31 protein-coding genes, 2 tRNA genes and 2 pseudogenes are annotated in these 26,523 nt (G+C 51.3%); 27 read left to right on the top strand and 8 right to left on the bottom strand.

Annotation, left to right across the window (positions count from 1 at the left end):
* Positions 1-26 precede the first annotated feature (26 nt).
* From FGL10_RS00885 to FGL10_RS00955, 15 genes are all read left to right on the top strand, one after another.
* Entirely contained in the window at positions 27-329 is a 303-nt protein-coding gene (locus tag FGL10_RS00885) for an integration host factor subunit alpha (RefSeq protein ID WP_003675494.1), read from the top strand.
* Positions 313-621, top strand: coding sequence for a hypothetical protein (locus tag FGL10_RS00890; RefSeq protein ID WP_003707968.1), 309 nt, complete (start codon positions 313-315; stop codon positions 619-621). Before FGL10_RS00885 ends, FGL10_RS00890 begins: the two co-directional genes overlap by 17 nt.
* A gap of 176 nt (positions 622-797) precedes the next feature.
* Positions 798-1,286 carry an FxsA family protein gene (locus FGL10_RS00895; RefSeq protein ID WP_003707970.1) on the top strand — a complete coding sequence of 163 codons (489 nt, stop codon included), beginning with the start codon at positions 798-800 and terminating at the stop codon, positions 1,284-1,286.
* A gap of 190 nt (positions 1,287-1,476) precedes the next feature.
* Positions 1,477-2,778, top strand: coding sequence for an adenosylmethionine--8-amino-7-oxononanoate transaminase (gene bioA / locus FGL10_RS00900; RefSeq protein WP_050774458.1), 1,302 nt, complete (start codon positions 1,477-1,479; stop codon positions 2,776-2,778).
* Positions 2,775-3,422, top strand: coding sequence for a dethiobiotin synthase (bioD, locus tag FGL10_RS00905; protein WP_003707976.1), 648 nt, complete (start codon positions 2,775-2,777; stop codon positions 3,420-3,422). Before bioA ends, bioD begins: the two co-directional genes overlap by 4 nt.
* A 14-nt stretch (positions 3,423-3,436) precedes the next feature.
* Entirely contained in the window at positions 3,437-3,913 is a 477-nt protein-coding gene (locus FGL10_RS00910; RefSeq protein ID WP_003707977.1) for a chorismate--pyruvate lyase family protein, read from the top strand.
* Positions 3,914-3,942: 29 nt separating this feature from the next.
* The gene (gene ubiA, locus FGL10_RS00915) at positions 3,943-4,833 is read left to right on the top strand and encodes a 4-hydroxybenzoate octaprenyltransferase (protein WP_036469369.1); all 891 of its coding nucleotides are present in this window, start codon (positions 3,943-3,945) and stop codon (positions 4,831-4,833) included.
* Positions 4,834-5,017: 184 nt separating this feature from the next.
* On the top strand, positions 5,018-5,467 hold the full coding sequence (ptsN, locus tag FGL10_RS00920; protein WP_002232051.1) for a PTS IIA-like nitrogen regulatory protein PtsN: 450 nt from the start codon (positions 5,018-5,020) through the stop codon (positions 5,465-5,467).
* Between the two features lies 1 nt (position 5,468).
* Positions 5,469-6,431, top strand: coding sequence for an HPr(Ser) kinase/phosphatase (gene hprK / locus FGL10_RS00925; protein ID WP_002225452.1), 963 nt, complete (start codon positions 5,469-5,471; stop codon positions 6,429-6,431).
* Complete coding sequence (gene rapZ, locus FGL10_RS00930; RefSeq protein WP_003707982.1) at positions 6,412-7,266, top strand: RNase adapter RapZ; 855 nt, start codon at positions 6,412-6,414, stop codon at positions 7,264-7,266. The genes hprK and rapZ overlap by 20 nt, the downstream gene beginning before the upstream one ends.
* 80 nt (positions 7,267-7,346) lie before the next feature.
* Positions 7,347-8,288: a ribosome biogenesis GTPase YlqF gene (gene ylqF, locus FGL10_RS00935; RefSeq protein ID WP_003707987.1), complete on the top strand. Its 942-nt coding sequence runs from the start codon at positions 7,347-7,349 to the stop codon at positions 8,286-8,288.
* 169 nt (positions 8,289-8,457) lie between these two features.
* Positions 8,458-9,060, top strand: coding sequence for an SMC-Scp complex subunit ScpB (scpB, locus tag FGL10_RS00940; RefSeq protein ID WP_003707991.1), 603 nt, complete (start codon positions 8,458-8,460; stop codon positions 9,058-9,060).
* A 183-nt stretch (positions 9,061-9,243) separates the two neighbouring features.
* The gene (gene recN / locus FGL10_RS00945; RefSeq protein WP_003707993.1) at positions 9,244-10,911 is read left to right on the top strand and encodes a DNA repair protein RecN; all 1,668 of its coding nucleotides are present in this window, start codon (positions 9,244-9,246) and stop codon (positions 10,909-10,911) included.
* 114 nt (positions 10,912-11,025) lie between these two features.
* A tRNA-Arg gene (locus FGL10_RS00950) sits at positions 11,026-11,102 on the top strand.
* Positions 11,103-11,119: 17 nt separating this feature from the next.
* A tRNA-Glu gene (locus FGL10_RS00955) sits at positions 11,120-11,194 on the top strand.
* 2 nt (positions 11,195-11,196) lie between these two features.
* Here FGL10_RS00955 and FGL10_RS11910 read toward each other — a convergent pair.
* Positions 11,197-11,373: a hypothetical protein gene (locus FGL10_RS11910; protein WP_162817102.1), complete on the bottom strand. Its 177-nt coding sequence runs from the start codon at positions 11,371-11,373 to the stop codon at positions 11,197-11,199.
* Between the two features lie 190 nt (positions 11,374-11,563).
* Positions 11,564-13,183, bottom strand: coding sequence for an FAD-dependent 5-carboxymethylaminomethyl-2-thiouridine(34) oxidoreductase MnmC1 (gene mnmC1 / locus FGL10_RS00960; protein ID WP_003707997.1), 1,620 nt, complete (start codon positions 13,181-13,183; stop codon positions 11,564-11,566).
* Between the two features lie 119 nt (positions 13,184-13,302).
* Here mnmC1 and FGL10_RS00965 point away from each other — a divergent pair, with 119 nt between their 5' ends.
* The 3 genes from FGL10_RS00965 (at position 13,303) to FGL10_RS00975 (ending at position 15,150) form a co-directional block, all read left to right on the top strand.
* Complete coding sequence (locus tag FGL10_RS00965; RefSeq protein ID WP_003707999.1) at positions 13,303-13,671, top strand: gamma-butyrobetaine hydroxylase family protein; 369 nt, start codon at positions 13,303-13,305, stop codon at positions 13,669-13,671.
* A gap of 42 nt (positions 13,672-13,713) precedes the next feature.
* Positions 13,714-14,451: a bifunctional demethylmenaquinone methyltransferase/2-methoxy-6-polyprenyl-1,4-benzoquinol methylase UbiE gene (gene ubiE / locus FGL10_RS00970; protein WP_003708001.1), complete on the top strand. Its 738-nt coding sequence runs from the start codon at positions 13,714-13,716 to the stop codon at positions 14,449-14,451.
* 219 nt (positions 14,452-14,670) lie between these two features.
* The gene (locus tag FGL10_RS00975; RefSeq protein ID WP_003708003.1) at positions 14,671-15,150 is read left to right on the top strand and encodes an NGO0322 family iron-responsive protein; all 480 of its coding nucleotides are present in this window, start codon (positions 14,671-14,673) and stop codon (positions 15,148-15,150) included.
* 127 nt (positions 15,151-15,277) lie between these two features.
* On the opposite strand, the gene folK is transcribed toward FGL10_RS00975, so the two are convergent.
* The 5 genes from folK to FGL10_RS01000 form a co-directional block, all read right to left on the bottom strand.
* On the bottom strand, positions 15,278-15,772 hold the full coding sequence (folK, locus tag FGL10_RS00980) for a 2-amino-4-hydroxy-6-hydroxymethyldihydropteridine diphosphokinase (protein WP_003708004.1): 495 nt from the start codon (positions 15,770-15,772) through the stop codon (positions 15,278-15,280).
* A 9-nt stretch (positions 15,773-15,781) separates the two neighbouring features.
* The gene (locus tag FGL10_RS00985) at positions 15,782-16,156 is read right to left on the bottom strand and encodes a SirB2 family protein (protein ID WP_002229237.1); all 375 of its coding nucleotides are present in this window, start codon (positions 16,154-16,156) and stop codon (positions 15,782-15,784) included.
* A 53-nt stretch (positions 16,157-16,209) separates the two neighbouring features.
* Positions 16,210-16,776, bottom strand: a complete 567-nt coding sequence (mnmM, locus tag FGL10_RS00990) for a tRNA 5-(aminomethyl)-2-thiouridylate-methyltransferase MnmM (protein ID WP_003708007.1) — start codon at positions 16,774-16,776, stop codon at positions 16,210-16,212.
* 231 nt (positions 16,777-17,007) lie between these two features.
* Positions 17,008-17,301 (bottom strand): RNA chaperone Hfq, encoded by a 294-nt coding sequence (gene hfq, locus FGL10_RS00995; RefSeq protein ID WP_013449257.1) that lies wholly within the window; start codon positions 17,299-17,301, stop codon positions 17,008-17,010.
* A 133-nt stretch (positions 17,302-17,434) separates the two neighbouring features.
* Complete coding sequence (locus FGL10_RS01000; RefSeq protein WP_003708013.1) at positions 17,435-18,373, bottom strand: serine hydrolase; 939 nt, start codon at positions 18,371-18,373, stop codon at positions 17,435-17,437.
* A gap of 328 nt (positions 18,374-18,701) precedes the next feature.
* On the opposite strand from FGL10_RS01000, the gene FGL10_RS01005 reads away from it, so the two are divergent.
* The 7 genes and pseudogenes from FGL10_RS01005 to FGL10_RS01035 all read left to right on the top strand — a co-directional run bounded on the left by FGL10_RS01005 (position 18,702) and on the right by FGL10_RS01035 (position 21,705).
* Entirely contained in the window at positions 18,702-19,142 is a 441-nt protein-coding gene (locus FGL10_RS01005) for a peroxiredoxin (RefSeq protein WP_003708017.1), read from the top strand.
* Between the two features lie 49 nt (positions 19,143-19,191).
* Positions 19,192-20,067 (top strand): site-specific tyrosine recombinase XerD, encoded by an 876-nt coding sequence (gene xerD / locus FGL10_RS01010; protein ID WP_003708018.1) that lies wholly within the window; start codon positions 19,192-19,194, stop codon positions 20,065-20,067.
* 180 nt (positions 20,068-20,247) lie between these two features.
* Positions 20,248-20,448, top strand: a complete 201-nt coding sequence (locus FGL10_RS01015; protein WP_003708020.1) for a (2Fe-2S)-binding protein — start codon at positions 20,248-20,250, stop codon at positions 20,446-20,448.
* Positions 20,449-20,636: 188 nt separating this feature from the next.
* Positions 20,637-20,807, top strand: a pseudogene (locus FGL10_RS12410) (MafB); the annotation flags it as partial.
* A gap of 15 nt (positions 20,808-20,822) precedes the next feature.
* Positions 20,823-21,144 (top strand): annotated as a pseudogene (gene imm40, locus FGL10_RS01025) (Imm40 family immunity protein).
* Positions 21,145-21,233: 89 nt separating this feature from the next.
* Positions 21,234-21,431, top strand: a complete 198-nt coding sequence (locus tag FGL10_RS12885) for a hypothetical protein (RefSeq protein ID WP_309473472.1) — start codon at positions 21,234-21,236, stop codon at positions 21,429-21,431.
* Between the two features lie 40 nt (positions 21,432-21,471).
* Complete coding sequence (locus tag FGL10_RS01035; protein WP_004467966.1) at positions 21,472-21,705, top strand: glutaredoxin family protein; 234 nt, start codon at positions 21,472-21,474, stop codon at positions 21,703-21,705.
* A gap of 524 nt (positions 21,706-22,229) precedes the next feature.
* On the opposite strand, the gene rfbD is transcribed toward FGL10_RS01035, so the two are convergent.
* Positions 22,230-23,093 (bottom strand): dTDP-4-dehydrorhamnose reductase, encoded by an 864-nt coding sequence (gene rfbD, locus FGL10_RS01040; RefSeq protein WP_003708034.1) that lies wholly within the window; start codon positions 23,091-23,093, stop codon positions 22,230-22,232.
* A 205-nt stretch (positions 23,094-23,298) separates the two neighbouring features.
* On the opposite strand from rfbD, the gene FGL10_RS01045 reads away from it, so the two are divergent.
* Complete coding sequence (locus FGL10_RS01045; protein WP_003708035.1) at positions 23,299-24,162, top strand: phosphoribosylaminoimidazolesuccinocarboxamide synthase; 864 nt, start codon at positions 23,299-23,301, stop codon at positions 24,160-24,162.
* A 233-nt stretch (positions 24,163-24,395) separates the two neighbouring features.
* Entirely contained in the window at positions 24,396-26,519 is a 2,124-nt protein-coding gene (pnp, locus tag FGL10_RS01055; protein ID WP_003708039.1) for a polyribonucleotide nucleotidyltransferase, read from the top strand.
* Positions 26,520-26,523 lie beyond the last annotated feature (4 nt).

Consider the following 26,523-nt stretch of genomic DNA (forward strand, 5'->3'; position numbering starts at 1 on the left):
CAACTATTACAACAGAAGGTAATCATATGACTCTCACTAAAGCCGAATTGGCCGATATTTTGGTAGATAAAGTCAGCAACGTCACCAAAAACGATGCCAAAGAAATCGTCGAACTCTTTTTTGAAGAAATCCGCAGCACTTTGGCGCGCGGCGAGGAAATCAAAATTTCCGGTTTCGGTAATTTCCAGTTGCGCGACAAGCCGCAACGCCCGGGCCGCAATCCGAAAACCGGCGAGGAAGTGCCGATTACCGCCCGCCGCGTCGTTACTTTCCATGCCAGCCAGAAACTCAAAGGTATGGTGGAACACTACTATGACAAACAACGTTGATTTGACGATTCCTGCAAAACGCTATTTCACGCTGGACGAGTTGTGCGGACTGTTGCAAATCAGCCCCTATGGTTTTGCGCAATGGCAGCATGATCACGGTGTGGTTGTCGGTTACGGCGGCGAACGCTACACCCGTTTGGATGTGGTGAAACTGTTGAAACTGAAGAGCACGTTTGCACCGTATGCAGAAGGTGCGGAGTCGGGTTCGGACGGCAACCGTCCGGTTACGCTTCAGGAAATCGGAGACGGTCTGAAAGACCTGTTGGCGGATTTGGATAAGGAATTGTGCTGATTTGAGGCCGGTTGCAGGTATGCAGCCGGTTTTGTTTTACACGCTAAAAAATAATTATTGCGTGATTTCACATTGTTTCTGCTTGAAGCACATGGTTTTGTAATCATTTACAGGCAAGTCGCTTGGAGTCCTGTTCGGGCGGTTTGCTGTTTACTTAAATATAAGGATGACGGTCAATGAGATTCTTCGGTATCGGTTTTTTGGTGCTGCTGTTTTTGGAGATTATGTCGATTGTGTGGGTTGCCGATTGGCTGGGCGGCGGCTGGACGCTGTTTTTGATGGCGGCAGCCTTTGCCGCCGGCGTGCTGATGCTCAGGCATACGGGGCTGTCCGGTATTTTATTGGCGGGCGCGGCGGTAAAAAGCGGCGGGCGGGTGTCTGTTTATCAGATGTTGTGGCCCATCCGTTATACGGTGGCGGCGGTGTGTCTGATGAGTCCGGGGTTTGTGTCTTCCGTATTGGCCTTGCTGTTGCTGCTGCCGTTTAAAGGTGCTGCCGTATTGCAGCCTGCCGGGTCCGGGCATTTTTTCAATATGAACCGGCCGGGTGCTAAAAAGGACGCCCCTTACGATGACGATATTATCGAGGGGGAATATACGGTTGCCGAACCTGACGGCAATCAACGCCGAAATGCCATCGGGCATAAAAGGGATGGGTCAATATAAACCCGATGCCGTCTGAAGGTTCAGACGGCATTTGTGCCGCTTGGGAACTGGCGGACGGGCGGAATGCCGGGCATTGCCGCCATCAGCCTCAATGCGCCTGCCCCGATGGTATCGAAGTAGGAAGGATACGGTCTGGAAGGTAGAATGAAGCCTTGATTTTAAATAATGCAATCAGAAAAGAGAGAAACTTATGCCGTCTGAACAGGAAAAACCAGTATCTTTGCGTGATTTCGACCGCGCCCACCTGCTTCATCCCTATACATCCATGACCGATCCGTTGCCTGTTTATCTAGTGCGCCGAGCGGAGGGCGTGCATATCGAATTGGCGGATGGTACGCGGCTGGTTGACGGGATGTCGTCTTGGTGGTGTGCGATACACGGCTACAACCATCCTGTTTTGAATCAGGCGGTTGAGGCGCAGATGAAACAAATGTCGCACGTGATGTTCGGCGGTTTGACGCACGAGCCGGCGGTGGAGCTGGGCAAATTGTTGGTCGGGATTTTGCCGCAGGGGCTGGACCGTATTTTTTATGCGGATTCGGGTTCGGTTTCGGTAGAAGTCGCGCTGAAGATGGCGGTGCAATACCAGCAGGCGCGGGGTTTGCGTGCAAAACAAAATATGGCGACGGTGCGGCGCGGGTATCACGGCGATACTTGGAACGCGATGTCGGTCTGCGATCCGGAAACGGGGATGCACCATATTTTCGGCAGCGCGTTGCCGCAGCGTTATTTTGTCGATAATCCGAAAAGCCGTTTCGACGATGAATGGGACGAGGCGGATTTGCAGCCTGTCCGCGTCTTGTTTGAAGCGCATCATACGGACATTGCCGCCTTTATTTTGGAACCGGTCGTGCAGGGCGCGGGCGGTATGTATTTTTATCATCCGCAGTATCTTCGCGGTTTGCGCGATTTGTGCGACGAATTTGATATCATGTTGATTTTTGACGAGATTGCCACCGGATTCGGGCGTACGGGCAAGATGTTTGCCTGCGAACACGCGAACGTCGTGCCGGATATTATGTGCATCGGCAAGGGCTTGAGCGGCGGCTATATGACGCTGGCGGCGGCAATCACTTCGCAAAAAGTTACCGAAACGATTTCGCGAGGCGAAGCGGGCGTGTTCATGCACGGCCCGACCTTTATGGCGAATCCGCTGGCGTGTGCCGTTGCCTGCGCTTCGGTCAAGCTGCTTTTGTCCCAAGACTGGCAGGCAAATATCCGCCGCATCGAAAGCATCTTAAAATGCCGTCTGAAAACCGCGTGGGACATTCGTGGTGTGAAAGACGTGCGCGTTTTGGGCGCCATCGGCGTGATCGAGTTGGAAAAAGGCGTGGATATGGCGCGTTTTCAAGCGGATTGCGTGGTGCAGGGCATTTGGGTGCGCCCGTTCGGCAGGCTGGTGTATCTGATGCCGCCTTACATTATTTCAGACGATCTATTGACCGAACTTGCGGATAAAACCGTGCAAATCTTGAAGGAGCACAGCAAATGAAAGGTGTTTACTTCGTCAGCGGTATAGACACGGACATCGGCAAAACCATCGCCACCGGCGTATTGGCAAAACAATTGTTGCAGCAGGGCAAAAGCGTAATCACGCAAAAGCCCGTGCAAACCGGTTGCCAAAACATTGCCGACGACATCGCCGTTCACCGCAAAATCATGGGCATCCCGATGCAGGAAGCGGACAAACAGCGGCTGACTATGCCCGAAATCTTCAGCTATCCCGCTTCACCCCACCTCGCCGCCCGACTGGACGGCAGGGCTTTGGATTTGGACAAAATCCGCACTGCCACGCAGCAACTGGCGGCGCAATACGAAATCGTCTTGGTCGAAGGCGCGGGCGGTTTGATGGTTCCGCTGACGGAAAAGCTGTTAACTATTGATTATATCCGTCAGCAAGGCTATCCCGTCATTCTTGTTACCAGCGGACGGCTCGGCAGCATCAACCACACCCTGCTCAGTTTCGCCGCGCTCAAACAATACGGCATCCGCCTGCACAGCCTGATTTTCAACCATATTCACGACAGTTCCGACGAATGTGTCGCGCAAGACAGCCTGAACTATCTGCAATGCCGTCTGAAAGACAGTTTCCCCGAGGCGGAATGGTTGGAGTTGGATAAAACAGACGCGGTATAAAGATTGGGAAAGATATGGAACACCTATTTGGGAAATGGCTGCCCGACCTGCCCGCCGACGTTTCAGACGGCATCGGCCTGCCGATGAGCCGGTTATTGAAAGCCCGGTCGCTGACCGCCGCATTGCGCGCCTTGCCGCATCTGTTTTCGGTGGAACTGCTGAAACTGGGCGAATTGGAAACGGAATGCGGAGGGCGGCTGGTGCGCGAAGTTTTGTTGAAGCTGGACGGTATCCCTGTTGTCGCGGCAAGGAGCGAATGCCGTATCGGTTCGGCGTTTTGGCAAAACATTTTGGACTGCGGCACGCGTCCTTTGGGCGAACGTCTATTTCAAGCCGATTTGGAAGGGGCGCGTTCGGCATTTGAGTTTGCCGTTGCCGGCGAAGGATGCGGTCGGTACTTTGCCGCACGGCGTTCTCGGTTTTCCCATCAAGGCGAGGAAATGCTGCTGACCGAGTATTTTCTGCCCGAACTGAAACGCTTTATCGGATAAAATACCGTTTTTTCAAGTTGTGCGGCAATATGAATCCTAAATCCCCTTTATTTTTACGACTGTCCGATCGTTTGGACGTTTATATCAGACTGATGAGGGTGGACAAGCCCATTGGGACGCTGCTTTTGCTGTGGCCGACCTACTGGGCATTGTGGTTGGCTTCAGACGGCATTCCCGATTTGGCGGTATTGGCGGCGTTTACAATCGGCACGTTTTTAATGCGCAGTGCCGGTTGCGTCATCAACGATTTTGCCGACCGCGATTTTGACGGGGCTGTCGAGCGCACTAAAAACCGTCCGTTCGCACAGGGCCGGGTCGGAAAAAAAGAAGCACTGCTGCTGACGGCATTTTTGTGCCTGCTTGCCGCATTGTGCCTGATTCCGCTGAATCATCTGACATGGCTGATGAGCCTGCCCGCGCTGTTTCTTGCGCTGACTTACCCGTTTACCAAACGTTTTTTTCCGATTCCCCAACTCTATCTCGGGCTTGCCTTTTCCTTCGGCATTCCGATGGCGTTTGCCGCCGTCGCCGGAAACGTGCCGCCTCAAGCGTGGATACTCTTTACCGCCAATGTGTTATGGACTCTGGCGTATGACACGGTTTATGCAATGGCGGACAAAGAAGACGATTTGAAAATCGGCATCAAAACCTCCGCCGTCACGTTCGGGCGTTACGATATCGCCGCCGTTATGCTGTGCCATAGCGGCTTTACCCTGCTGATGGCGGCATTGGGGGCGGTTATCGGTGCGGCATGGACATATTGGACGGCAATCCCCATCGTCCTGCTGCTGCAATACCGCCAATATGCCGCCATCAAAAGCCGCGTCCGGCAAATCTGTTTTGAAACGTTTTTGGCAAACAACAGAATCGGTTGGGTGTGGTTTACCGCTATTTTTGCCCATACGTTTTTTGCGAAATAAGGCAGGGCAATGCCGTCTGAAGAGCCGCAAACTGCTTTGGACGGCATTTCTATCTGTGCCGAAAAGCGTTAAAATATGTTTTTAAAACGCTGTGTTATGTCAGCCCGTACCGTATGCGGGATTGAGATTTGCCCCGGCAGTCGGTACAATCTTTCTGTTTTGCGATGTCTGAAAAGAGAAGCTTATGAGCCTTATCGGCGAAATTTTGCCTTTGTCCCATATTGTTTTGGATATGGAGGTGGGTAGTAAAAAAAGGCTGTTTGAGGAAGCGGGCCTGCTTTTGGAACGCGAATCCTCATTGTCCCATGCTGATGTTTTCGAATGTCTTTTTGCCCGTGAAAAACTCGGTTCGACTGGTTTGGGGCAGGGTGTCGCCATCCCTCACGGCCGTTATGCCGGCGTGAAGCAGGCAACGGGCGCGTTTATCCGTACGCGCGAACCCGTCGGATTTGACGCACCGGACGGCAAGCCGGTTTCCCTGATTTTTATCTTGCTGGTTCCAGAAAACGCAACCGGCGAGCATTTGGAAGTCTTATCCAAACTGGCCGGCAAGTTTTCCCAAAAAAGCATCAGAGAATCGCTGATGACGGTTTCTTCTGCGGAAGAAGTCCGTGCCATCCTGACTGAAGAATAATATGCCCAGTATCTCCGTCCGCCGACTGTTTGACGACAATCAATACAAACTGCAACTTGCCTGGGCCGCCGGCAATTCGGGTGCGGACAACCGTATCGGCGTAGAGGCGGACAAGCCCGTCCTCGCTTTGGTCGGACACCTGAATTTCATCCATCCCAACCAAATCCAAGTGGTCGGTTTGGCAGAGTCGGAATATCTGAACCGTCTCGAATCGGGGGAAACGGGTTATCAGTTCGGAGACCTGTTCGACATTTCTATGTCTTTGGTCATTGTGGCAAACGGCTTGCCGGTTTCCCCGGGGCTGCGCGACTATTGCCATAAAAACGATATTCCACTGCTGACTTCCAAACTCGAAAGCCCCTATCTGATGGATGTGTTGCGGATTTACCTGCAACGCACCCTGGCGGCATCGTCCGTCAAACACGGCGTATTTCTCGATGTGTTTGAAATCGGCGTGCTGATTACCGGGCATTCCGGCCTGGGTAAGAGCGAATTGGCATTGGAACTGATTTCGCGCGGCCACAGCCTGATTGCCGACGATGCGGTCGAGCTGTTCCGCATCGGTCCGGAAACATTGGAAGGGCGTTGTTCGCCTATGCTGCGCGATTTTTTGGAAGTGCGCGGCTTGGGGATACTCAATATCCGCCATATTTTCGGCGAAACTTCCATCCGCCCCAAAAAAATCCTGCAACTCATTATCAATTTAGTCGAGGCGGACGACGAGTATATGAAGCAGCTCGACCGGTTGAGCATCCGCACCGAAACCGAATCCATCCTCAACGTCAACGTCCGTTCGGTTACGCTGCCCGTCGCCGTCGGACGCAACCTCGCCGTTTTGGTTGAGGCGGCGGTACGCAACTATATCCTCCAGTTGCGCGGCAAAGACAGTACGCGCGAATTTTTGGAACGTCATCAGACGCAGCTTAAAGAAAACGAGCAACACAATGAAGATCGTCCTGATTAGCGGGCTGTCCGGTTCGGGCAAATCCGTCGCACTGCGCCAAATGGAAGATTCGGGTTATTTCTGCGTGGACAATTTGCCTTTGGAAATGTTGCCCGCGCTGGTGTCTTACCATATCGAACGTGCGGACGAAACCGAATTGGCGGTCAGCGTCGATGTGCGTTCCGGCATAGACATTGCCCAAGCGCGCGAGCAGATTGCCTATTTGCGCGGACTGGGGCACAGGGTTGAAGTTTTGTTTGTCGAGGCGGAAGAGGGCGTGCTGGTTCGCCGGTTTTCCGAAACCCGGCGCGGACATCCTTTGAGCAATCAGGATATGACCCTGTTGGAAAGCCTGAAGAAAGAACGGGAATGGCTTTTCCCGCTTAAAGAAATCGCCTATTGTATCGATACTTCCCAAATGAATGCCCAACAGCTCCGCCAAGCCGTGCGGCAGTGGCTGAAGGTCGAACGTACCGGGCTTTTGGTGATTTTGGAGTCGTTCGGATTCAAATACGGCGTGCCGGCCAACGCGGATTTTATGTTTGATATGCGCAGCCTGCCCAACCCGTATTACGATTCCGAGTTGAGACCTTACACTGGTATGGACAAACCCGTTTGGGATTATTTGGACGGACAGCCGCTTGTGCAGGAAATGGTTGGCGACATCGAAAGGTTTGTTACGCATTGGCTGCCGCGTTTGGAGGATGAAAGCAGGAGCTACGTTACCGTCGCCATCGGTTGCACGGGCGGACAGCACCGTTCCGTCTATGTTGTCGAAGAGCTTGCCGGCAGGCTGCAGGGGCGTTACGAATTGCTGATACGACACCGACAGATGCAAAACCTGCCGAGCCGCTAATCCCGTTGAACGATGATGCCGTCTGAAACCCGATTTTCTGTTTCAGACGGCATTTCAAATATTGAGAAGAAAGGAAAGATATGGCAATCCAATGGTTTCCCGGCCATATGAACAAAGCGAAAAAAGCCATCGCCGAGCGTGCAAAAAGCGTAGATATGGTGATTGAAATGCTGGACGCGCGTATGCCCGCCTCCAGCGAAAACCCCCTGCTTGCCCAGCTTTCCAAAGGCAAACCCAAACTCAAAATCCTAAACAAACAAGACCTTGCCGACCCCGAGCGTACCAAGGTCTGGCTCGAACACTACAACAGCCGCCCCGACACCCGCGCCATCGCCCTCGATTCCTCCGAAACCGGCGCACACGGCAAAATCACCCAAGCCTGCCGCGCGATGATTCCCCACCGCCAAGGCATAGACAAACCCCTGCGCGTCCTCATCTGCGGCATTCCCAACGTTGGCAAGTCCACCCTCATCAACGGTATGATAGGCAAAAAATCCGCCAAAACCGGCAACGAACCCGGCATCACCAAAGCCGAACAACGCCTTTTCCTCGCCGATGACTTCTGGCTCTACGACACACCCGGAATGCTGTGGCCGAAAATCATCGTCGAAGAAGGCGGCTACAACCTCGCCGCCGGCGGCGCAGTCGGACGCAACGCGCTGGACGAAGAAGAAGTCGCCCTCGAACTTTTAGACTACCTCCGCCGCCATTACCTCCCTATGTTGCAAGAACGCTACCGGGCCGACAAAGATCCCAGCAGCCACTGGGACGACAACGCTTGGCTCGAATGGATAGCCAAAAAACGCGGCGCAGTCCTCGGCGGCGGACGGATCAACTACCAAAAAGCCGCCGAAAACATCCTTACCGACTTCCGCGAAGGCAAAATCGGCAGAATCACCCTCGAAACGCCGAACCAATGGGAAACTTGGCTCAAAAAAGCCCGCCAAAAAGAAGCCGAACTCAAAGCCATACGCGAAGCAAGGAAAGCAGAGCGCAAAGGGCAGAAGCCTGCGGACGAGTAGGGCGGCATAGTGGAATATCAAATCATTTGCGGCATTAAAAAGCCGTCTGAAACTTCAGCAGATTGTCCGGACAACCTGATTTGTCAAATTCAAAACCAACATATAAAACTGAAAAGAAGCCTTGCCCAAAGCCGTCTGAAAAATATTTAAACAATCAAATCTTAATGTTATGAACGAAAAACTCCCTCCCGACGCGCTGATTGAAGCCGCGCTTTTGACCCAGGCCGAACCCCTAAACGAAAAATCTATGCGCGAATTGTGTGTGCCGCCGCTGTCGCAGGACAAATTAATTGACGTGTTGGCGCAGTTGAAAACGCGTTGGCAGGGCAGGGCGTTGCAACTGGTGCATACGCACGAGGGCTGGCGTTTTCAGATTGTTCAGACGGCATTCGAGCGGCTGGGCAGCCTGCAAGAACAGCGTGCGCCGCGCTATTCCCGCGCCGTGATGGAAACGCTGGCGATTATCGCCTACCAGCAGCCCGTAACGCGCGGCGACATCGAGGGCATACGCGGCGTGGCGGTGTCGCAGAACGTGATGCAGACCTTGCAGGATCGGGGTTGGATTGAAGTCATCGGACATCGGGACACATTGGGAAAACCCGCATTGTGGGCGACAACGGCAACGTTCCTCAGCGATTTGCGCTTGGACGGTCTGGAAGAACTGCCGCCGTTGACCGAACTGGGCGAATTGGTTTTGCCCGATTTGATAGAAATGCCGCCGACGGATGAAGAAGAGCCGGAAGCCGTATCGTCCGATACCCTGCCCAACTGAAATTCCAAATGCCGTCTGAAACGCACATTGCTTCAGACGGCATTGCAACAAATAAGCAGATAAAAACAAGCACTAAGCAAAATTAAGGAAAAACTTATTTTTAATTTAAAAAATCTTAGTTATAATTCGAATATCTAAAGTTGATATTGCTTTTGTCGGTAGAATTGCTAAGGAATCCTCACGATGCTTCTAACACTTTCTTTGCGTGATTTTGTCATTGTTGAAAATCTGAATCTGGATTTTCAAAGCGGCTTTACCGTATTGACCGGAGAAACCGGCGCGGGCAAGTCCATTACTTTGGATGCGATTGGTCTGCTGTTGGGCGACAAAGCCGATTACAGCCAAGTCCGCAGCGGTGCAAAAGAAGCGCAGTTGTCGGCATTGTTCGATATTTCCCATTTGCCTGTTTTAAAAGCAGAATTGTATGAACAGGGGCTTTTAAACGACGGAGAAGAAGAACTCAGTATCCGCCGCATTATCGATGCTAAAGGCAAAAGCCGCAGCTTTATCAACAATCAGGCCGCTACCTTGGCGCAACTCAAATCCGTCGGCAGCCAGCTTATCGACATCCACGGGCAAAACGCCCATCATTCGCTTAATCAGGAAGCCGCCCAGCGCGAATTGTTGGACGCATTTGCGGGTAGCAGGGAGCAGGCGGAAACCGTCAGGCAGCTTTATCAAAATTGGGCCAATGCGAAAAAAGCCCTTCAAGAGGCGCAGGAACACGCCGATGCCGTCATTATCGAGCGGGAGCGTTTGGAATGGCAGTTTAACGAACTGAACCAGTTGGACATTAAACAAGGCGAATGGGAAGCCCTCAGCCAAAGCCACGATAGCCTTGCCCATTCCGCCGAGCTGTTGCAGGCCGCTGAAGAAGTCGGGAGTAAGATTGACGGCGACAACGGCATCCAACGCCATATCTATCAATGTCAAAAACTATTGGACAATCTGCAAAATATCGAGCCGCGTTTTGCCGAGAGCCTGAATATGTTGGCAAGCATCGAAGCCGAATTGGGCGAAATCAGTGCCAATATGCGCGATGTGGCAGGACGCAGCGACATCAATCCCAATGAATTGGCGGCACAGGAACAGCGTATGGGCGAACTGATGGGGATGGCGCGGAAATACCGCATCGAACCTGAACAATTGCCGCAAAAGCTGGCTGAAATCGAAGAGCACCTGCAAAGCCTGCAAGCCGCTGCCGATTTGGAAGCATTGGCGCAAACCGTTGCCCGCAACCTTGCCGAATATCAGGAAGCCGCCCACATTCTTTCCGCTATGCGCCATCAGGCTGCCGGCAGGCTTGGCGAAGAGACGACGGAAAATATGCAGCATCTCGCGATGAAAGGCGCGCGTTTCGATATTGTCCTGCTGCCGTCTTCCCCGACGGCACACGGTTTGGAGCAGGTTCAATTTCAAGTTGCCGCCAACAAAGGCAATCCGCCCCGTCCGCTGAACAAAGTCGCGTCCGGCGGCGAACTTGCCCGTATCAGCCTTGCCTTGCAGGTTGTTACCAGCCAATACACGCAAATCCCCACGCTGATTTTTGACGAAGTAGATACCGGCATCGGCGGCGGAGTAGCCGAAATGGTCGGCAAAGCCCTGCGTGCTTTGGGTAAAAAACATCAGGTACTTGCCGTTACCCACCTTCCCCAAGTCGCATCCTGCGGAGAAAACCACTGGCGGGTATGCAAACACAGCGAAGGCGGGCAAACCGTCAGTGAAATCAGTATGTTGGATGAGAATCAACGGATTGGGGAAATTGCCCGTATGCTGGGTGGGGAAGTCATTACCGAAACGACGCGCCGTCACGCTGCGGAATTGCTGCAACTCGCATCAAGAAATAGTTAATTTTAAAATCAACATATTATTAGGATAACTGGGAATTTTTGTTCAAAACAGTAGACAGAATTTAAATAAAACGGTATTATTCTATTTTTCCAATCACTTAAAAGTGATTGTACCGCACCCGTAGCTCAGTTGGATAGAGTATCTGGCTACGAACCAGAGGGTCGGGCGTTCGAATCGCTCCGGGTGCGCCAGTAAGAAAATACAATACGCGCCCATCGTCTAGCGGTTAGGACATCGCCCTTTCACGGCGGTAACCGGGGTTCGATTCCCCGTGGGCGTGCCAATTCAAAATGCCTCCGATATGATCGGAGGCATTTCCCATTTCCCATTTCCCATTTCCCATTTCCCATTTCCCATTTCCCATTTCCCATTTCCCATTTCCCATTTCCCATTTCCCATTTCCCATTTCCCATTTCCCATTTCCCATTTCCCATTTCCCATTTCCCATTTCCCATTTCCCATTTCCCACTTCCCATTTCTTATATATCGAGTTCTCGAGAAGGGATTATTAACAAAAATTAACATCCTTTACTTTGATACAAGTAACAGGGCGTTTTTTTGTTTGTTTTTGAGGATTCGTAATTTTACCGTCAGGATTGGTATGTTTATTTGAATATGATTTTCTGCGGTCGGGACGGTATGCGGCAAAGGGTTAGGGAGTCATGTTCTGCCTTCTGACGATGGCGCGGATGACGGTGCGGTTGGGGTGGATGGCGTGGCGCAGGCGTTTTGAGAGGGGGTGGGGTAAGTCTAGGATTTCGGCGGCAACGGCGGCGGCGCATATGGGGGCGGTGGCGAGTCCGCGCGTGCCGTGCGCGGTGTTGGCGTAGGCATTGGGCAGGTACGGGCAGGGTGAATCTATGCGGTAGTTTTTGTCCAGCGCGAGTTTGGCGTAAGTCTGCCGCATAGCGGCAATGTCGCCGAGTGCGCCGACGATGGGCAGGTGGTCGGGGCTGTCGCAGCGTATGGCGGCGTGTCCCCGGTATTTTTGAGGGTTTGGGTTGGCGGCAAACAATGATTCGGCAAGGGCGGGATTAAGGTGTGCTAGTGCTTGGCGGTTTGAGGTTTCTTCGGCTTCGTTCCATCCGGTATGGCTGCTGTTGGGAATAAAACTTGCACCGTAGCAGTGCAGTCCGTGCCACGACGGGCTGATGTAACTTTCACCTGAAACGGCGCAACGCAGTTGTTCGGAAAACGGGGTGGACGGTGTGAGGCCGGTTTGTCCGCGTATTTGCCTGAGGGGCAGGGCGGCGAGGTTGGTTTCGGGCAGGCAGGGGCTGTGCGCGCCGGTGCAGTAGACGATGTGTGTGGCAGAAAAGATGCCGTTTGGCGTGCTTGCAATCCACTTTTCCCCGTCGTGGGAAATGCCGGTTAACGGTGTGTCTTCGTGCAGTTTAATCAGCGGATGGCTGAGGAGGGCGCGGACGAATGCGGGCGGGTTGAGCCATACGCCGTGCTGCCAGAATAGTCCGCATGAAGGGTGGTCGTATGGGACGGACAGCGGGATGCCGGCGATTTTTTCAGCTTCTGCCTGCGTGATGCTGCGGTAGAGGTGGTTATGGTGTTTTTGCAAACCCAATTCGTGATTGCGTTGTTGTTCGGTGCGGCTGTAATTGAGGTGGATGATGCCGTTGCCGCCCCAGGTTTCGGATTCGGGCAGGATGTGTCCGAGCAGGCGTTTGGTGTAGCCGTAGCCGGCAAGCAGCAGTTCGGTTTGTTCGGTATCGTGCGGCGAGATTTTGGCATAGAGCAGCCCTTGGCGGTTGCCGCTGGCGGCTTGGGCGGCTTTTCGGGCTTCCAATACGGTAACGGAAATGCCGTGTGATGCTAAGGCGTGGGCGGTTGCCGCGCCGGATATGCCCGCGCCGATGACGAAGACGTGTTCCGGTTTTTGCCGTTCGGATGTTTGTGGAAGTGCAAACCAGGGTTTGTCGGGGGTGTTTTCTGTTTGCGCGATGGCTTCGGTCTGCCAAGAGATATGGTGGAAATGTTCGTGCAGGCGGTGAGTGCGTGAAGGCGGAACCAGCCAAAAACGGACATCGGGCAGGATGTGTTCGATGAGGTTGATGCTGTTGAATTGTAGGCACTGCGTTGCCTGATCCAAACGGTGCTTCAGACGGCATTCTGCATCCGAAGCATCTTGTGCGGTTTGAAAATTGGGAATCTGATTATCGGGGAGGCAGATAATCAGGTTGAGCGGTTGCGCGCGTTTGCCGATAATATTGTAAAGCGTGCGGATGTCGGGAATGCCGCCCCAAGCGAGATTGTCCATATCAATGCCGTCTGAAATGTGGGTTTGAATATCGGTATCGGGATAAAGCTGTTAAAATACGCGCCGTTTGAAGGCACGCCTGCGCCTGCCGGATATTGTATGCCGAACCGAGGTGTTTTTTGAATAATATTCCTGTTGAAATCCGCTTGTTGAAAAACCGTACCGTATTGGTTTTGACTTACGGGGACGAATCTAAAAATCTGCCTGCCGAGTTTTTGCGCGTCTATTCGCCGAGTGCGGAAGTGCGCGGACACGGCGTGGGACAGGATGTTTTGCAGACCGGCAAGGCGGATGTCCAAATCACGGATTTGCAGCCTGTCGGACAGTATGCGCTGAAAATCAGTTTTTCGGACGGGCACGATAGCGGTCTTTACGATTGGGCGTATCTGCACAGACTGGCATACGGATACGATGCGATGTGGCAGGAATATTTGGACAAATTGGCGGCGGCTGGTGCGTCGCGTTTTGAAAAGCAATCAGATTGTTAAGTTTGGGATGCCAGAGGACGGCATCAGGGAGGTGGTCAGAAGATGGGCGGACAAAAAACGCATTTCGGATTCAGTACGGTCAACGAAGATGAGAAAGCCGGAAAAGTGGCGGAAGTCTTCCATTCGGTTGCAAAAAATTACGACATTATGAACGATGTGATGTCGGCAGGGCTGCACCGCGTATGGAAACACTTTACCATCCATACGGCACACTTGAAAAAAGGGGACAAGGTGCTGGATATTGCGGGCGGTACGGGCGATTTGTCGCGCGGTTGGGCAAAACGCGTCGGCAAAGAAGGCGAGGTTTGGCTGACCGATATTAATTCTTCTATGCTGACCGTCGGGCGCGACCGGCTTTTGAACGAAGGTATGATTCTCCCCGTATCGCTTGCCGATGCGGAAAAACTGCCTTTCCCCGACAATTATTTTAATTTGGTTTCCGTGGCGTTCGGTTTGCGGAATATGACGCATAAAGATGCCGCGCTAAAAGAGATGTACCGTGTTTTGAAACCGGGCGGCATGTTGCTGGTGTTGGAGTTTTCCAAAATCTACAAGCCGCTCGAAGGCGCATACGATTTTTATTCGTTCAAGCTGCTGCCGGTCATGGGCAGGCTGATTGCCAAAGATGCGGAGAGTTACCAATATCTTGCCGAATCCATCCGTATGCACCCCGATCAGGAAACTTTGAAACAGATGATGCTGGATGCCGGATTCGACAGTGTGGACTATCACAATATGAGTGCGGGCATCGTCGCGCTGCATAAGGGCGTGAAATTTTAAACGGACTGCCGGTGCAGCCAATGCCGTCTGAACACGTTTCAGACGGCATTTTTGTGTTTTTTGAGACAAAGGTTTCAAATCCTAAAAATTAATTCACATAATTATCAATAATTTATAAACTTTTTAAAAAATAGGAACAATTATCATTTGCAAAATTGGGAGATGTCTGTATAATGCAGTCAATCCAGTAAACAACGCAGCAGACGAAAGGAGGGAAAAATGCCGGAAAGTATTTTCAAACAGATTTCCTCCGATATTTTGAGGCTGCACCGTGATTCTGTTTATTCCCTGCTCGCAACCTCGGGTTGCAACTGTCAGGTGCATGAAGCGGCGTATGTCAACATTGACGGCAAATATTATATTGCGCTTTCGTGCGAACCCGAGGTAGGAGAAGTTAAAACAGGTATTTTGCTGATTGAAGATGAAAGCCGCAGCCTGCGTTTGAGCTGGGTCGGCAGTGCGCGGGAGCTTGACCGCAAGGATAATGCCTATAAGCGCGCCTTGTCTGCGCTATCTAGAAAGTTGGGGCGGTGTAAAGACAAGCTGCATACGGCGGTTCAGCCGTTTTTGTTGGAGCTGGTGCCGGAGAAAGGCAGGTTTTCTGTCGGCGATGAAGAAGTTTGGATTTCTCAAAACGATTTGGTGAGGGCTTTATATCCTGTCGGATACAGTATGCGGCAGGCAGTGTTGCAGATTTAAAGTTTTGGTAGTGGTTTGTGTTCCTTTTGCGCCCCTTTTTCAAGGGGCGATTTTTTTTGCGTACAGATTGGCGGCAGGGTAAAAATGCCGTCTGAAACCGGCATTCAGACGGCATCTGTGTGCGGAATTACCTGTCCGGTAAAAGACGGATACCTTGATTGCCCAGTTGTTTTGACAATTCGGCAACTTTTCCGTGTTTTCCTAAAATAAAATCAGGGAGGATTTCCGCCAAAGGGCGTATGACGAAACTGCGTTCGTGCGCGCGCGGATGCGGCAGGGTGAGGCGGGGGTCGTCGCTGGATAGGCCGTCAAAGTCGATGATGTCCAAATCCAATGTGCGCGGCGCGTTTCGGAAACTGCGTTCGCGCCCGAAATCCGCCTCGATACGGTTGAGCAAAGAGAGCAGCGAGATGCCGTCCATATCGGTGGAGACGGTGCAGACGGCATTGACGAAATCGGGCTGATTGTCGTAACCGACGGGCGCGGTCATATACAGTGAGGAAGCCTGTTCAAGCCGGATGTCGGGATGGGACGAGAGCGCGTCCAATGCGCCGCGTATTTGTTGTGCGGGGTTGTCAAGGTTGCTGCCCAAGGCGATGACGGCAAAATGTCTGTTGTTCATGGCAGTGTTTCAGAATGGCAGGACTTTGGTTTTGGCAAGGTAAACGATACAGGCGACGCAACAAATGGCAAGCAGGTAAACGGCATAGAATTTGACCGAGCGGGGGCGGGCGCGCATCATCATCATACCCAATGCGATATAGGCGAGCAGAAGCAGGATTTTTGTGCCGAGCCAAGGCGCGTTGAACGGGGAGAAATGGGTGATTTTCATCAGCCACAATCCCGTAAACAGCAGCATGGTGTCGTTGAGGTGGGGCAGTGCCTTCCACAAGCCCGCCAAAGGTTTTTCGGGATTTTTCCAAAGCAGGAAAAAGCGGATGTTGAACAACAAAATGGTAACGGTAACGAAGATTTGGTGGCTGTATTTGACAATCAGATACTGCATGGTCGGCTCTTATCAAAATAAGGGTTGGAATCGGCTTATTTTACCGCAAACATTTATTTTTGACGTAACTTTTCAAATGCCAACAGATAGGGAGGGTTGTTTTTCCGGTTGGTAAACCCGTAACGCAAAACGGCAAACTGTTCTTGAGGCAGGTTTTTTGCCCATTGTTCGATTGCTTCTGCCTCCTGTTTGCCGTTTTCGTGTCCCGGATAGAGGACGGCAATAAGCATACCGCCTTCTTTCAGCAGGGACAGGGCGGCAGAAAGGGCGGTAATGCTGGTTTCCGTGCGGGTGGTAAGGCTTTTGTCCCCGCCGGGCAGCCAGCCGAAGTTGAAAATGGCGGCATTTAGCGGTTCTGAAACATATTGTTTCAGGTTTTCGTGTCCGTCCAAGATGAGCCGTACATTGCTGTAACCTGCTTCCTGCAGACGGCATCGGGTGTTGTTCAGGGCTTGGGGCTGGATATCGAATGCCCACACTTTTCCCCGGATGCCTGCGGTTTGGGCGAGGAAAAGGGTGTCGTGTCCGTTGCCGGCTGTGCCGTCCAAAGCATTGCCGCCTTCGGGAAGCACCTGCCGTAAAAGGCAATGGGCGAATGGGATGATGTTTTTCAATAACATTTTGAAATGCCGCCTGAAAATAAAAGGCTGCGCCTTAATAATCCGCCGGTTTTAACGGTTTGTCTCGGAAAGACAATTGTTTTCCGGCCGGGTAGGAAGTTATCCTGTGGAAAATGGCTCTGTCGAATACCTTGAAGATAAGTAGGCTTATCGGCACTGTATGAAAATACGGTCAAATAAAAATACCTTACCGTTTCCGATAAGGTATTAAAATATATGAAATCGTGCGGATTATTCGGCAGCTTGTCGGACGGTCTCCACTTGGACGAGTCCCGGTGCGGGGGCGGCTTGGGGTTTGTTTTCGTGCTGAAGGCTGACGGAGCGAGCCGGCACGATGGTGGAAATGGCGTGTTTGTAAACCATCTGGGTAACGGAAGTGTTTCTCAAGAGGACGACGTATTGGTCGAAAGATTCGACCTGACCTTGCAGTTTGATGCCGTTAACCAAGTAAATCGAAACCGGAACGTGCTCTTTACGCAATGCGTTCAGGAAGGGATCTTGCAACATTTGTCCTTTAGCTGTCATATCTTTTAGCTCCGCTATTATGATTGTGAAATCGGGCAAATGCCCTGTACGTGTGGGATTGTAGCCTTTAATAGGAAAAATTACCAATTTTTTTGTGTTTGAAACCGATTTGCACACCGCCTGCCCGGGCGCGTCAAGAATGCTGCTGCAACATCCACGATTCGATTTTGCGCGCGTCGTTGACCCGTGTGGCGGATGTGGGCGAGTTTAACAATACGATGGTAACCGGTTGGTTTTGAATATTGGCCCTGACGACCATAGACCTGCCTGCCTCGCGGATGTAGCCGGTTTTCTGAAGTTCGATGCGCCATCTGCCTTCCCTGATCAGGGCGTTGGAATTTTTATAGTTTTGCTGCCCGTTTTTAGTCTGCACCGAAGCATAATTGGAAGTCGAGTTGGCGCGTATCAGGGGGTAGCGGACGGCGGCGTTAACCATAAGATTGAGATCTTTGGCGGTGGAAACATTATGGAAATTAAGGCCGGTCGGTTCGTAAAAGCGGCTGCCGTACATACCGAGGCTTTGGGCTTTTTGGTTCATCGCGGCAACAAAGGCGCCCATTCCGCCGGGGTAGGTTCTGCCTAAGGCGTGGGTGGCGCGGTTTTCGCTGCTCATCAGGCTTAAATGAAGCAGCTCCCTGCGGGTCAGGGACGTGCCGATGGCAAGGCGGCTGCCTGTTCCTTTGAGGCGGTCGATTTCGTCGGGTGTGATGGTGATGGTTTCATCCATATTTAAATCGGCATCTAAAACGACCATCGCGCTCATCAGTTTGGAGATGGAGGCGATGGGCATAATCCTGTCGGCGTTTTTCTGATACAGTATTTGCCCTGTTTGGTTGTTGACGACCAGTGCGGATTGGGAGGACAGAATCAGCCCGCCTGTAATAGCCTGGGTATCGGCGGGATATATCGTGCTTTCGGCGAATATTTCTATCGGATCGGAGGAGGCGGGCAGGTTTTGTTTTAAAAACTGCCCCAAAATATCGGTATCCGCGAAAAGTCGGGCAGAGGGCAGCAGGAAAGCCAAACCGAGGAGTAGGGCGGGACGCAGGTGTTTCAGGGGGCGGGCGGGCATTTTTGATTCCGTGTATTTGAATATCGGCGTTATTTTGTTGAAAAAACAGTCGTCTGTAAAGTGTGCCGCCTGAAAAAAAGCCGTCCGCCTTTTGGCGGTTTCGTTGCCTTGTTATTTTGTTTGCTTTGTAACATTTTGTTTTTAAATTGGAACATATTTAATGGTTTGGCGCGGTTTCCTTTATGCCGCCGTGTGCCGTCCGGGTTTGCCCGACGGTTGGATATTCCGCCGCCGGGGCGGTAGAATCGGGGTTTGTCTGGAATCAAGCTGATGCACGGGTGTGTGCTGATGCGTTGTTTTAATCGTTGGAATATTGGGAGTACGGATAATGGGTGTGAAATATGAATTTACCCTGCCTTCGAGCAGCGGTGCGGATTTCCGTTCGGCAGAACATCTGCCTTTGGTCGTGTATTTTTATCCGAAAGACAGTACGCCGGGCTGTACGACGGAAGGCTTGGATTTTAATGCGCGTTTGGAACAGTTTGAGGCATTGGGTTATACCGTGGTCGGCATTTCGCGGGACGGCGTGAAAGCGCATCAGAACTTTTGCGCCAAGCAGGGTTTCCGGTTCGAGCTGTTGAGTGACAAGGATGAAACGGTATGCCGCCTGTTTGATGTCATCAAATTGAAAAAACTGTACGGGAAAGAGTCGTTGGGCATCGAGCGCAGTACGTTCGTCTTGAATAAGGACGGAGAAATCGTCTGGGAATGGCGGAAAGTCAAGGTGGCGGGTCACGCGCAGGAGGTATTGGAAACGCTTTCCCGATGAATGTCGCAATGCCGTCTGAAGCCTTCAGACGGCATCGGTTTGGAACGGTATGGAAAACGGTTTGATTGACAGGCTGCTGGAAACTTTGTGGTTGGATCGGCGGCTCAGTCGGAATACTTTGGACAGCTACCGGCGGGATTTGGAAAAAATCGCCCGCCGGCTGTCTTTGTGCGGCAAAACGCTGGCAGATGCGGAAGAAACGGATTTGGCGGCGGCGGTTTATGCCGACGGGGAGCAACGGAGTTCGCAGGCGCGCGCATTATCGGCGTGCAAACGCCTGTATGCGTGGATGGAGTGGGAAGGGATGAGGGCGGACAATCCCACCCGCCTGCTGAAACCGCCCAAAACCGACAGGAATATTCCGCCCCTGATTACCGAACAGCAGGTTTCCCGGCTGTTGGATGCGCCGGATACGGAAACGCCGCACGGTTTGCGGGATAAGGCATTGCTTGAATTAATGTATGCAACCGGCTTGCGCGTCAGCGAGGCGGTCGGGCTGAACTTCGGCAATGTGGATTTGGACAGGGGCTGCATTACCGCGCTGGGCAAGGGCGACAAGCAGAGGATGGTTCCGATGGGGCAGGAGTCGGCGTATTGGGTGGGACGCTATTACACGGAGGCGCGTCCGGTCTTGTTGAAGGGCAGGAGTTGCGATGCCTTGTTTGTCAGTCAGAAAAAAACGGGCATTTCCCGGCAGCTGGCGTGGATGATTGTCAAAGAATATGCAAGCCAGGCAGGTATCGGGCATATCAGCCCGCACAGCCTGCGCCACGCCTTTGCCACGCATCTGGTGCAGCACGGCTTGGATTTGCGCGTGGTTCAGGATATGTTGGGACACGCCGATTTGAACACGACGCAGATTTATACCCATATTGCCAACGTGCGGCTGCAAAAGGTGGTTAAAGAACATCATTCCCGAAATTGAGGTTTTGTTCTCTCATCTGCTTCAGATTAATAAAAAACAATCGAAAATAGAAATGCGATAAAAAAATACCAAGAAAACTGCGTCCTCCGACCTTGCAATACGAACTGTTTTTATTTATATTTGCATACGATAATAAAAGCCGCTATCGGTACGATAGTTTGAGAACACACGGAGCACAAAATGTTTGTCTGCATCTGCAATGCCGTTACCGACCATCAAATCAAGGAAACCATCGCCGCCGGCGCGACCACAATGGGCGATTTGCAGTCGCAATTGGGCGTGGCGAGCTGCTGTGGCTGCTGCGGAGAGCTTGCCGCCTCGTTTCTGACGGCGCATAACGCGCAACCGACGGTTACGGCAGGCATTAGCGTTCAAGCGTAAAACGGTTTTAAAAATGCCGTCTGAACTGTTCAGACGGCATTTTTGCTGTTTTTTGGCTGCGTGTTAAGACAGTGCCGATTTGCTTCAATGATGATTCCGCTATGTATTGGGACGATAAAACAGGGATAATAGTTATCCAAGATAAAAATTCTAATGATAGAGGTGCGGCATTCAGACCGGTATCAGGCGAACAATATACAGCAATACAAATAGTTGGCGGAGATAATATTGTAAGGCATAAACTTTATATCCTCGAATCTTATCAAGGAAAAGATGGAAATTTTGAATATATCAGAGAAGCAGATGGAAAAATTAATCATAGATTATTTGTCCCTAACCGGCAATTTCCTGAAAAATAGCAGATAGGGATTAATATGTTAAATGAGATTTTTGAAATTTATTCGAGACAAGGGGAATCTTTGACAGGAATTGGAATTAGAGAAGCCGCATTACCCGTCCCCGCTGCAATAGACATATTAAATTTATTTATCAATGAGAGAATACTTGTATTGGGGGGAGATATTTATATCAAGAAAGATAATTATTTTTATCAAATATATGATAATTGGTATTACGAGGGAAGTAATTTATTTAACAGTATCGACAAAGCAATGCATTATTTTATCTCAAATAAAATTAGAGAATGCATATGTATCTTTTGTTTTGAAATATCTGATAAAGGAAGCACAAGAATAGATTTATAGTAAAACATCAAGATGTTGAATATCATGACTTATAGGAAACCGGCTATGGACATACTATCCATAAACAATTAAAACTCAACGATATCACTCACTCAAGATGAAGTTTTTGTTTTACGGGCTACCTTGAGTGAGATATATGCAGGTGTATGCGTAGATGCAAGGGAATTTGAAATAATCCATGGCGTTGAAAAAGATGAAGTAGATGATTTGCAGAAATATTTTAATGAAATTTATGAAAAAATGACCACTTGGCAACCCGTCCCCGAGTCTCTGGTCTGAAGGCTTGGGATTGTGGAAGCAGAACGGTAAGGAAGTGCCGATGAAACTGACCTTGATGTTTCGCGAATATTGCAGTTTGTGCCACAAAATGCGCGACGAACTCAAACCTTTTCAAGATGAATACGGGTTTGGCTTGGATGTGTTTGACGTGGATGACGATCCCGCTTTGGAAGAAAAATACAATGAGCTGGTGCCTGTTTTGTTGGCAGGTGATAAAGAAATCTGCCACTGGTACTTGGATGAGGAAAAGTTGAGGCAGGTTCTCGAATCGTAAAAATGCCGTCTGAAGCAGGACTTCAGACGGCATTTTCAGCTTGAATCAACGTTCTTCGCGTTTTTGCGGAACAGAGAACCTGCCGTTAAAGGAGGCGCGTTTGAATGCTTGGTAAATTGCCAGTCTTCTTCGATGTTGCATATTAACCCTTTCTTTCATTTTATTTGTCGGTCGGGAGATTTCGGTTTATTGATTTTCCCAATAAAGGTTATGAAATTCATTGTGAGATGTTATCGGCGGCAATCATACCATTTTTTGAACGGGGCGGGGGTATGGCAATGTAAAGATGATGGCCGGTTGTGTTACTTTCTGGTTTTATAGTGGATTAACAAAAACCGGTACGGCGTTGCCTTGCCTTGGCTCAAAGAGAACGATTCTCTAAGGTGCTGAAGCACCAAGTGAATCGGTTCCGTACTATTTGTACTGTCTGCGGCTTCGTTGCCTTGTCCTGATTTTTGTTAATCCACTATATAAAAACCGCCAAGTTTGGGCTTGGCGGCGGAAACGGTATGAATGAGTGGGGGTCAAAGCAGCTTTAAGACAACTTGCGAAAGGGCTTTTTGCCAGTCTGACGGTTTGATGCCGAAGCCGCTTTCGATTTTGCGGCAGTCCAAAATGCTGTACGGCGGTCTGGAAGCGGCAGCCGGATACTCTTCATCCGAAACGGCTTTCAGTTCGGGAATGGGAAAAGAGGCATCCTGCCGCAATGCCGTCTGAAAGATGTGCCGGGCAAATTCGTACCAAGATACGGATTTGCCGCCCGCAAAATGGTAAATACCGCGTACCGGCGATGATTGCTGCAACAGGCGGATGATGGCGGCAGCCAAGTCGCCGGCATAGGTCGGGCAGCCGGTTTGATTGCTGACGACGGGTAATGAAGAACGTTCGTCGGCACGGTTCAGCATCGTGCGGACAAAGTTGTCCCCGTATTCGCTAAACAGCCAAGAAGTCCGCAGGATAAGGCTGTCGGGATTGGCGGACAGCGCGAGCAGTTCGCCGGCAGCCTTGGATTTTCCATATATGTTGGGCGGATTGGTAAAGTCGCTTTCCAAATAAGGTTTGTCGGCTTGGCCGTCGAATACATAGTCGGTCGAAATGTGGATGAACCGGGCGTGGGCGCGGTGTGCCGCCGAAGCGAGGTTGTACACGGCGGAAGCATTGACGGCGAATGTCGCAGCCGCATCGCCTTCCGCTTTGTCGACGGCGGTATAGGCGGCGGTATTCACAACGGCATCGGGCTGGAAATTTTGAATCATACGGCAGACGGCATCGGCATCGGTAATGTCTAAAGATGCGGAATCCGTTGCAATGGTTTCCCAATCTTCCGGAATGCGGTCGCGCAGGCAGCGGGCGAGCTGGCTTTTCGAGCCGGTCAGTAGAATCCTCATAAGGCAATTTCCTTGATAAAAATGTATTGTAAGACCTGTTGTTGATATTATAGTGCCAAAATTTTGCCGGTGTCCGATGTGCCGGCATTTTGTGTGAAGAGTATTGTTTTATACCGACTTCGGCTAAAATAGCGCGATTCGGTTCCGATTCCGATAGTCGAGTGTCGTTTCGGTATTTTTTAAGGCATTTTCAGGGTGATGTGAAATGAGTGTAACCGGCTTGGTGAAAATTTATTCCGGCAAAGTCCGCGATTTGTACGAAATTGACGATAAACGAATGTTGATGGTTGCTTCCGACCGCCTGTCAGCATTCGATGTGATTTTGGATGATCCGATTCCGGGCAAAGGGGAGATTCTGACGCAGATTTCCAATTTTTGGTTTAAAAAACTGGCGCATATTATGCCCAACCATTTCACCGGCGATACCGTGTACGACGTTTTGCCTGAGAACGAAGCCAAAGTTTTAGAAAAACGCGCCGTCGTGGCTAAAAAGCTCACACCGGTGAAAGTAGAGGCGATTGTGCGCGGTTATCTGGCAGGCAGCGGTTGGAAAGATTATCAAAAAACCGGCTCGGTTTGCGGTATTCGGCTGCCCGAAGGTATGCGGGAAGCGCAACAACTGCCCGAAGTGATTTTTACGCCCTCAACCAAAGCCGCAGTCGGCGATCATGATGAAAACATCAGCTTTGAAGAATGCGGACGCATTATCGGCAAAGAATTGGCGGCGGAAGTGCGCGACAAAGCGGTTCGGCTTTACACGGAAGCGGCGGAATATGCGAAATCTCGCGGCATCATCATTTGCGATACCAAATTTGAATTCGGTTTGGATAAAAACGGTACGCTGACGCTGATGGATGAGGTATTGACTCCCGATTCGAGCCGCTTCTGGCCGGCGGATCAATATGAAGTCGGCACCAATCCGCCGTCTTTTGACAAACAATTTGTCCGCGACTGGCTGGAGCAAAGCGGTTGGAACAAAAAAGCGCCTGCGCCGAAAGTGCCTGCCGATGTGATTCAGAAAACAGTCGAGAAGTATCGGGAAGCATTGACTTTGCTGACTCAGGATTGATTTTTAAGTTTGAAGGCCGTCTGAAAGAAATATGGTTCAGACGGTCTTTTTATTGTATCAATACTGGATTTTAAGGATGGTTGCCTTTATAATCCGCAATTGCTTTCAGCGTCCGAAATGCCGTCTGAAAGCTTGTTTACAACCTGCCGCACGGTCTGAAACCCTAACTATGCACATTCGGATTTTAGTGTGCATTATTAGTGTTTTAGCAGTGCGGTATTTTGAAAGGAACAATGATGTTCGACAAACACGTTAAGACCTTCCAATACGGTAATCAGACCGTTACCTTGGAAACCGGCGAAATTGCCCGCCAAGCCGCCGCTGCCGTTAAAGTCTCTATGGGCGACACCGTGGTTTTGGTTGCCGTTACCACCAACAAAGAAGTGAAAGAAGGCCAAGACTTCTTCCCCCTGACCGTCGATTATTTGGAACGCACTTACGCCGCAGGTAAAATCCCCGGCGGTTTCTTCAAACGCGAAGGCAAACAAAGCGAAAAAGAAATCCTGACCAGCCGTCTGATCGACCGTCCGATCCGTCCGCTGTTCCCCGAAGGTTTCTACCACGACATCCAAATCGTAGCGATGGTCGTGTCCGTCGATCCTGAAATCGATTCCGACATTCCTGCAATGTTGGGCGCGTCTGCCGCGCTGGTGTTGAGCGGCGTACCGTTTGCCGGTCCGATTGGTGCGGCACGCGTGGGTTATGTAAACGGCGTGTACGTTTTGAACCCGACTAAAGCCGAGTTGGCGAAATCGCAATTGGACTTGGTGGTCGCCGGTACTTCAAAAGCCGTGTTGATGGTGGAATCCGAAGCCAAAATCCTGCCTGAAGACGTGATGTTGGGCGCGGTGGTTTACGGCCACGATCAAATGCAGGCGGCGATTAACGCCATCAATGAGTTTGCCGACGAAGTCAATCCGGAAGTTTGGGATTGGAAAGCACCTGAAACCAATGAGGAACTGGTTGCCAAAGTACGCGGGATTGCCGGCGAAACCATTAAAGAAGCGTTCAAAATCCGTCAGAAACAGGCGCGTTCCGCAAAATTGGACGAAGCTTGGAATGCGGTAAAAGAAGCCTTGCTTACCGAAGAAACCGACACGCTGGCAGCCAACGAAATCAAAGGCATTTTCAAACACTTGGAAGCCGATGTCGTCCGCAGCCAAATTTTGGACGGCCAACCGCGCATCGACGGCCGCGACACCCGCACCGTTCGTCCGTTGAACATTCAAACCGGTGTCTTGCCGCGCACGCACGGTTCTGCACTGTTTACCCGTGGCGAAACCCAAGCTTTGGCGGTTGCAACTTTGGGTACTTCGCGCGACGAGCAAATCATTGACGCGCTGTCCGGCGAATACACCGACCGCTTCATGCTGCACTACAACTTCCCGCCGTACTCTACCGGCGAAGTGGGTCGCGTAGGTGCGCCGAAACGCCGTGAAATCGGCCACGGCCGTTTGGCTAAACGTGCGTTGTTGGCCGTATTGCCGAAACCTGAAGATTTCAGCTACACCATGCGCGTGGTTTCCGAAATTACCGAATCCAACGGCTCTTCCTCTATGGCTTCCGTCTGCGGCGGCTGCCTGAGCCTGCTGTCTGCCGGCGTGCCTTTGAAAGCACACGTTGCCGGTATCGCGATGGGTCTGATTTTGGAGGGCAATAAGTTTGCCGTCCTGACTGATATCTTGGGCGACGAAGACCACTTGGGCGATATGGACTTTAAAGTGGCCGGCACAACCGAAGGCGTAACCGCGCTGCAAATGGACATCAAAATCCAAGGCATTACCAAAGAGATTATGCAAATCGCTTTGGCGCAGGCCAAAGAAGCGCGTCTGCACATCTTGGATCAGATGAAAGCCGCCGTTGCAGGCCCGCAAGAGCTGTCCGCACACGCGCCACGCTTGTTCACGATGAAAATCAACCAAGACAAAATCCGCGAAGTTATCGGTAAGGGCGGCGAAACCATCCGTTCGATTACCGCTGAAACCGGTACGGAAATCAATATTGCCGAAGACGGTACGATTACCATTGCCGCGACGACCCAAGAAGCCGGCGATGCGGCGAAAAAACGCATCGAGCAGATTACTGCCGAAGTGGAAGTGGGCAAAGTGTATGAAGGTACTGTGGTGAAAATCCTCGACAACAACGTCGGCGCGATTGTCAGCGTGATGCCGGGCAAAGACGGTTTGGTACACATCAGCCAAATCGCACACGAGCGCGTACGCAATGTCGGCGATTACCTGCAAGTCGGTCAGGTGGTAAACGTGAAAGCATTGGAAGTGGATGACAGAGGCCGTGTGCGCCTGTCCATCAAAGCCCTGCTGGATGCGCCTGTCCGTGAAGAAAATGCCGCCGAGTAACGCT

It is taken from the genome of Neisseria lactamica (assembly GCF_901482445.1).
GTDB lineage: Bacteria > Pseudomonadota > Gammaproteobacteria > Burkholderiales > Neisseriaceae > Neisseria > Neisseria lactamica.

What these genes read in the sequence shown, in the direction of transcription:
- FGL10_RS00885 (WP_003675494.1), top strand. Translation starts at nt 27, where the DNA reads ATGACTCTCACTAAAGCCGAATTGGCCGATATTTTGGTAGATAAAGTC.
- FGL10_RS00890 (WP_003707968.1), top strand. Translation starts at nt 313, where the DNA reads ATGACAAACAACGTTGATTTGACGATTCCTGCAAAACGCTATTTCACG.
- FGL10_RS00895 (WP_003707970.1), top strand. Translation starts at nt 798, where the DNA reads ATGAGATTCTTCGGTATCGGTTTTTTGGTGCTGCTGTTTTTGGAGATT.
- bioA (WP_050774458.1), top strand. Translation starts at nt 1,477, where the DNA reads ATGCCGTCTGAACAGGAAAAACCAGTATCTTTGCGTGATTTCGACCGC.
- bioD (WP_003707976.1), top strand. Translation starts at nt 2,775, where the DNA reads ATGAAAGGTGTTTACTTCGTCAGCGGTATAGACACGGACATCGGCAAA.
- FGL10_RS00910 (WP_003707977.1), top strand. Translation starts at nt 3,437, where the DNA reads ATGGAACACCTATTTGGGAAATGGCTGCCCGACCTGCCCGCCGACGTT.
- ubiA (WP_036469369.1), top strand. Translation starts at nt 3,943, where the DNA reads ATGAATCCTAAATCCCCTTTATTTTTACGACTGTCCGATCGTTTGGAC.
- ptsN (WP_002232051.1), top strand. Translation starts at nt 5,018, where the DNA reads ATGAGCCTTATCGGCGAAATTTTGCCTTTGTCCCATATTGTTTTGGAT.
- hprK (WP_002225452.1), top strand. Translation starts at nt 5,469, where the DNA reads ATGCCCAGTATCTCCGTCCGCCGACTGTTTGACGACAATCAATACAAA.
- rapZ (WP_003707982.1), top strand. Translation starts at nt 6,412, where the DNA reads ATGAAGATCGTCCTGATTAGCGGGCTGTCCGGTTCGGGCAAATCCGTC.
- ylqF (WP_003707987.1), top strand. Translation starts at nt 7,347, where the DNA reads ATGGCAATCCAATGGTTTCCCGGCCATATGAACAAAGCGAAAAAAGCC.
- scpB (WP_003707991.1), top strand. Translation starts at nt 8,458, where the DNA reads ATGAACGAAAAACTCCCTCCCGACGCGCTGATTGAAGCCGCGCTTTTG.
- recN (WP_003707993.1), top strand. Translation starts at nt 9,244, where the DNA reads ATGCTTCTAACACTTTCTTTGCGTGATTTTGTCATTGTTGAAAATCTG.
- FGL10_RS11910 (WP_162817102.1), bottom strand. Translation starts at nt 11,373, where the DNA reads ATGGGAAATGGGAAATGGGAAATGGGAAATGGGAAATGGGAAATGGGA.
- mnmC1 (WP_003707997.1), bottom strand. Translation starts at nt 13,183, where the DNA reads ATGGACAATCTCGCTTGGGGCGGCATTCCCGACATCCGCACGCTTTAC.
- ubiE (WP_003708001.1), top strand. Translation starts at nt 13,714, where the DNA reads ATGGGCGGACAAAAAACGCATTTCGGATTCAGTACGGTCAACGAAGAT.
- FGL10_RS00975 (WP_003708003.1), top strand. Translation starts at nt 14,671, where the DNA reads ATGCCGGAAAGTATTTTCAAACAGATTTCCTCCGATATTTTGAGGCTG.
- folK (WP_003708004.1), bottom strand. Translation starts at nt 15,772, where the DNA reads ATGAACAACAGACATTTTGCCGTCATCGCCTTGGGCAGCAACCTTGAC.
- FGL10_RS00985 (WP_002229237.1), bottom strand. Translation starts at nt 16,156, where the DNA reads ATGCAGTATCTGATTGTCAAATACAGCCACCAAATCTTCGTTACCGTT.
- mnmM (WP_003708007.1), bottom strand. Translation starts at nt 16,776, where the DNA reads ATGTTATTGAAAAACATCATCCCATTCGCCCATTGCCTTTTACGGCAG.
- hfq (WP_013449257.1), bottom strand. Translation starts at nt 17,301, where the DNA reads ATGACAGCTAAAGGACAAATGTTGCAAGATCCCTTCCTGAACGCATTG.
- FGL10_RS01000 (WP_003708013.1), bottom strand. Translation starts at nt 18,373, where the DNA reads ATGCCCGCCCGCCCCCTGAAACACCTGCGTCCCGCCCTACTCCTCGGT.
- FGL10_RS01005 (WP_003708017.1), top strand. Translation starts at nt 18,702, where the DNA reads ATGGGTGTGAAATATGAATTTACCCTGCCTTCGAGCAGCGGTGCGGAT.
- xerD (WP_003708018.1), top strand. Translation starts at nt 19,192, where the DNA reads ATGGAAAACGGTTTGATTGACAGGCTGCTGGAAACTTTGTGGTTGGAT.
- FGL10_RS01015 (WP_003708020.1), top strand. Translation starts at nt 20,248, where the DNA reads ATGTTTGTCTGCATCTGCAATGCCGTTACCGACCATCAAATCAAGGAA.
- FGL10_RS01035 (WP_004467966.1), top strand. Translation starts at nt 21,472, where the DNA reads ATGAAACTGACCTTGATGTTTCGCGAATATTGCAGTTTGTGCCACAAA.
- rfbD (WP_003708034.1), bottom strand. Translation starts at nt 23,093, where the DNA reads ATGAGGATTCTACTGACCGGCTCGAAAAGCCAGCTCGCCCGCTGCCTG.
- FGL10_RS01045 (WP_003708035.1), top strand. Translation starts at nt 23,299, where the DNA reads ATGAGTGTAACCGGCTTGGTGAAAATTTATTCCGGCAAAGTCCGCGAT.
- pnp (WP_003708039.1), top strand. Translation starts at nt 24,396, where the DNA reads ATGATGTTCGACAAACACGTTAAGACCTTCCAATACGGTAATCAGACC.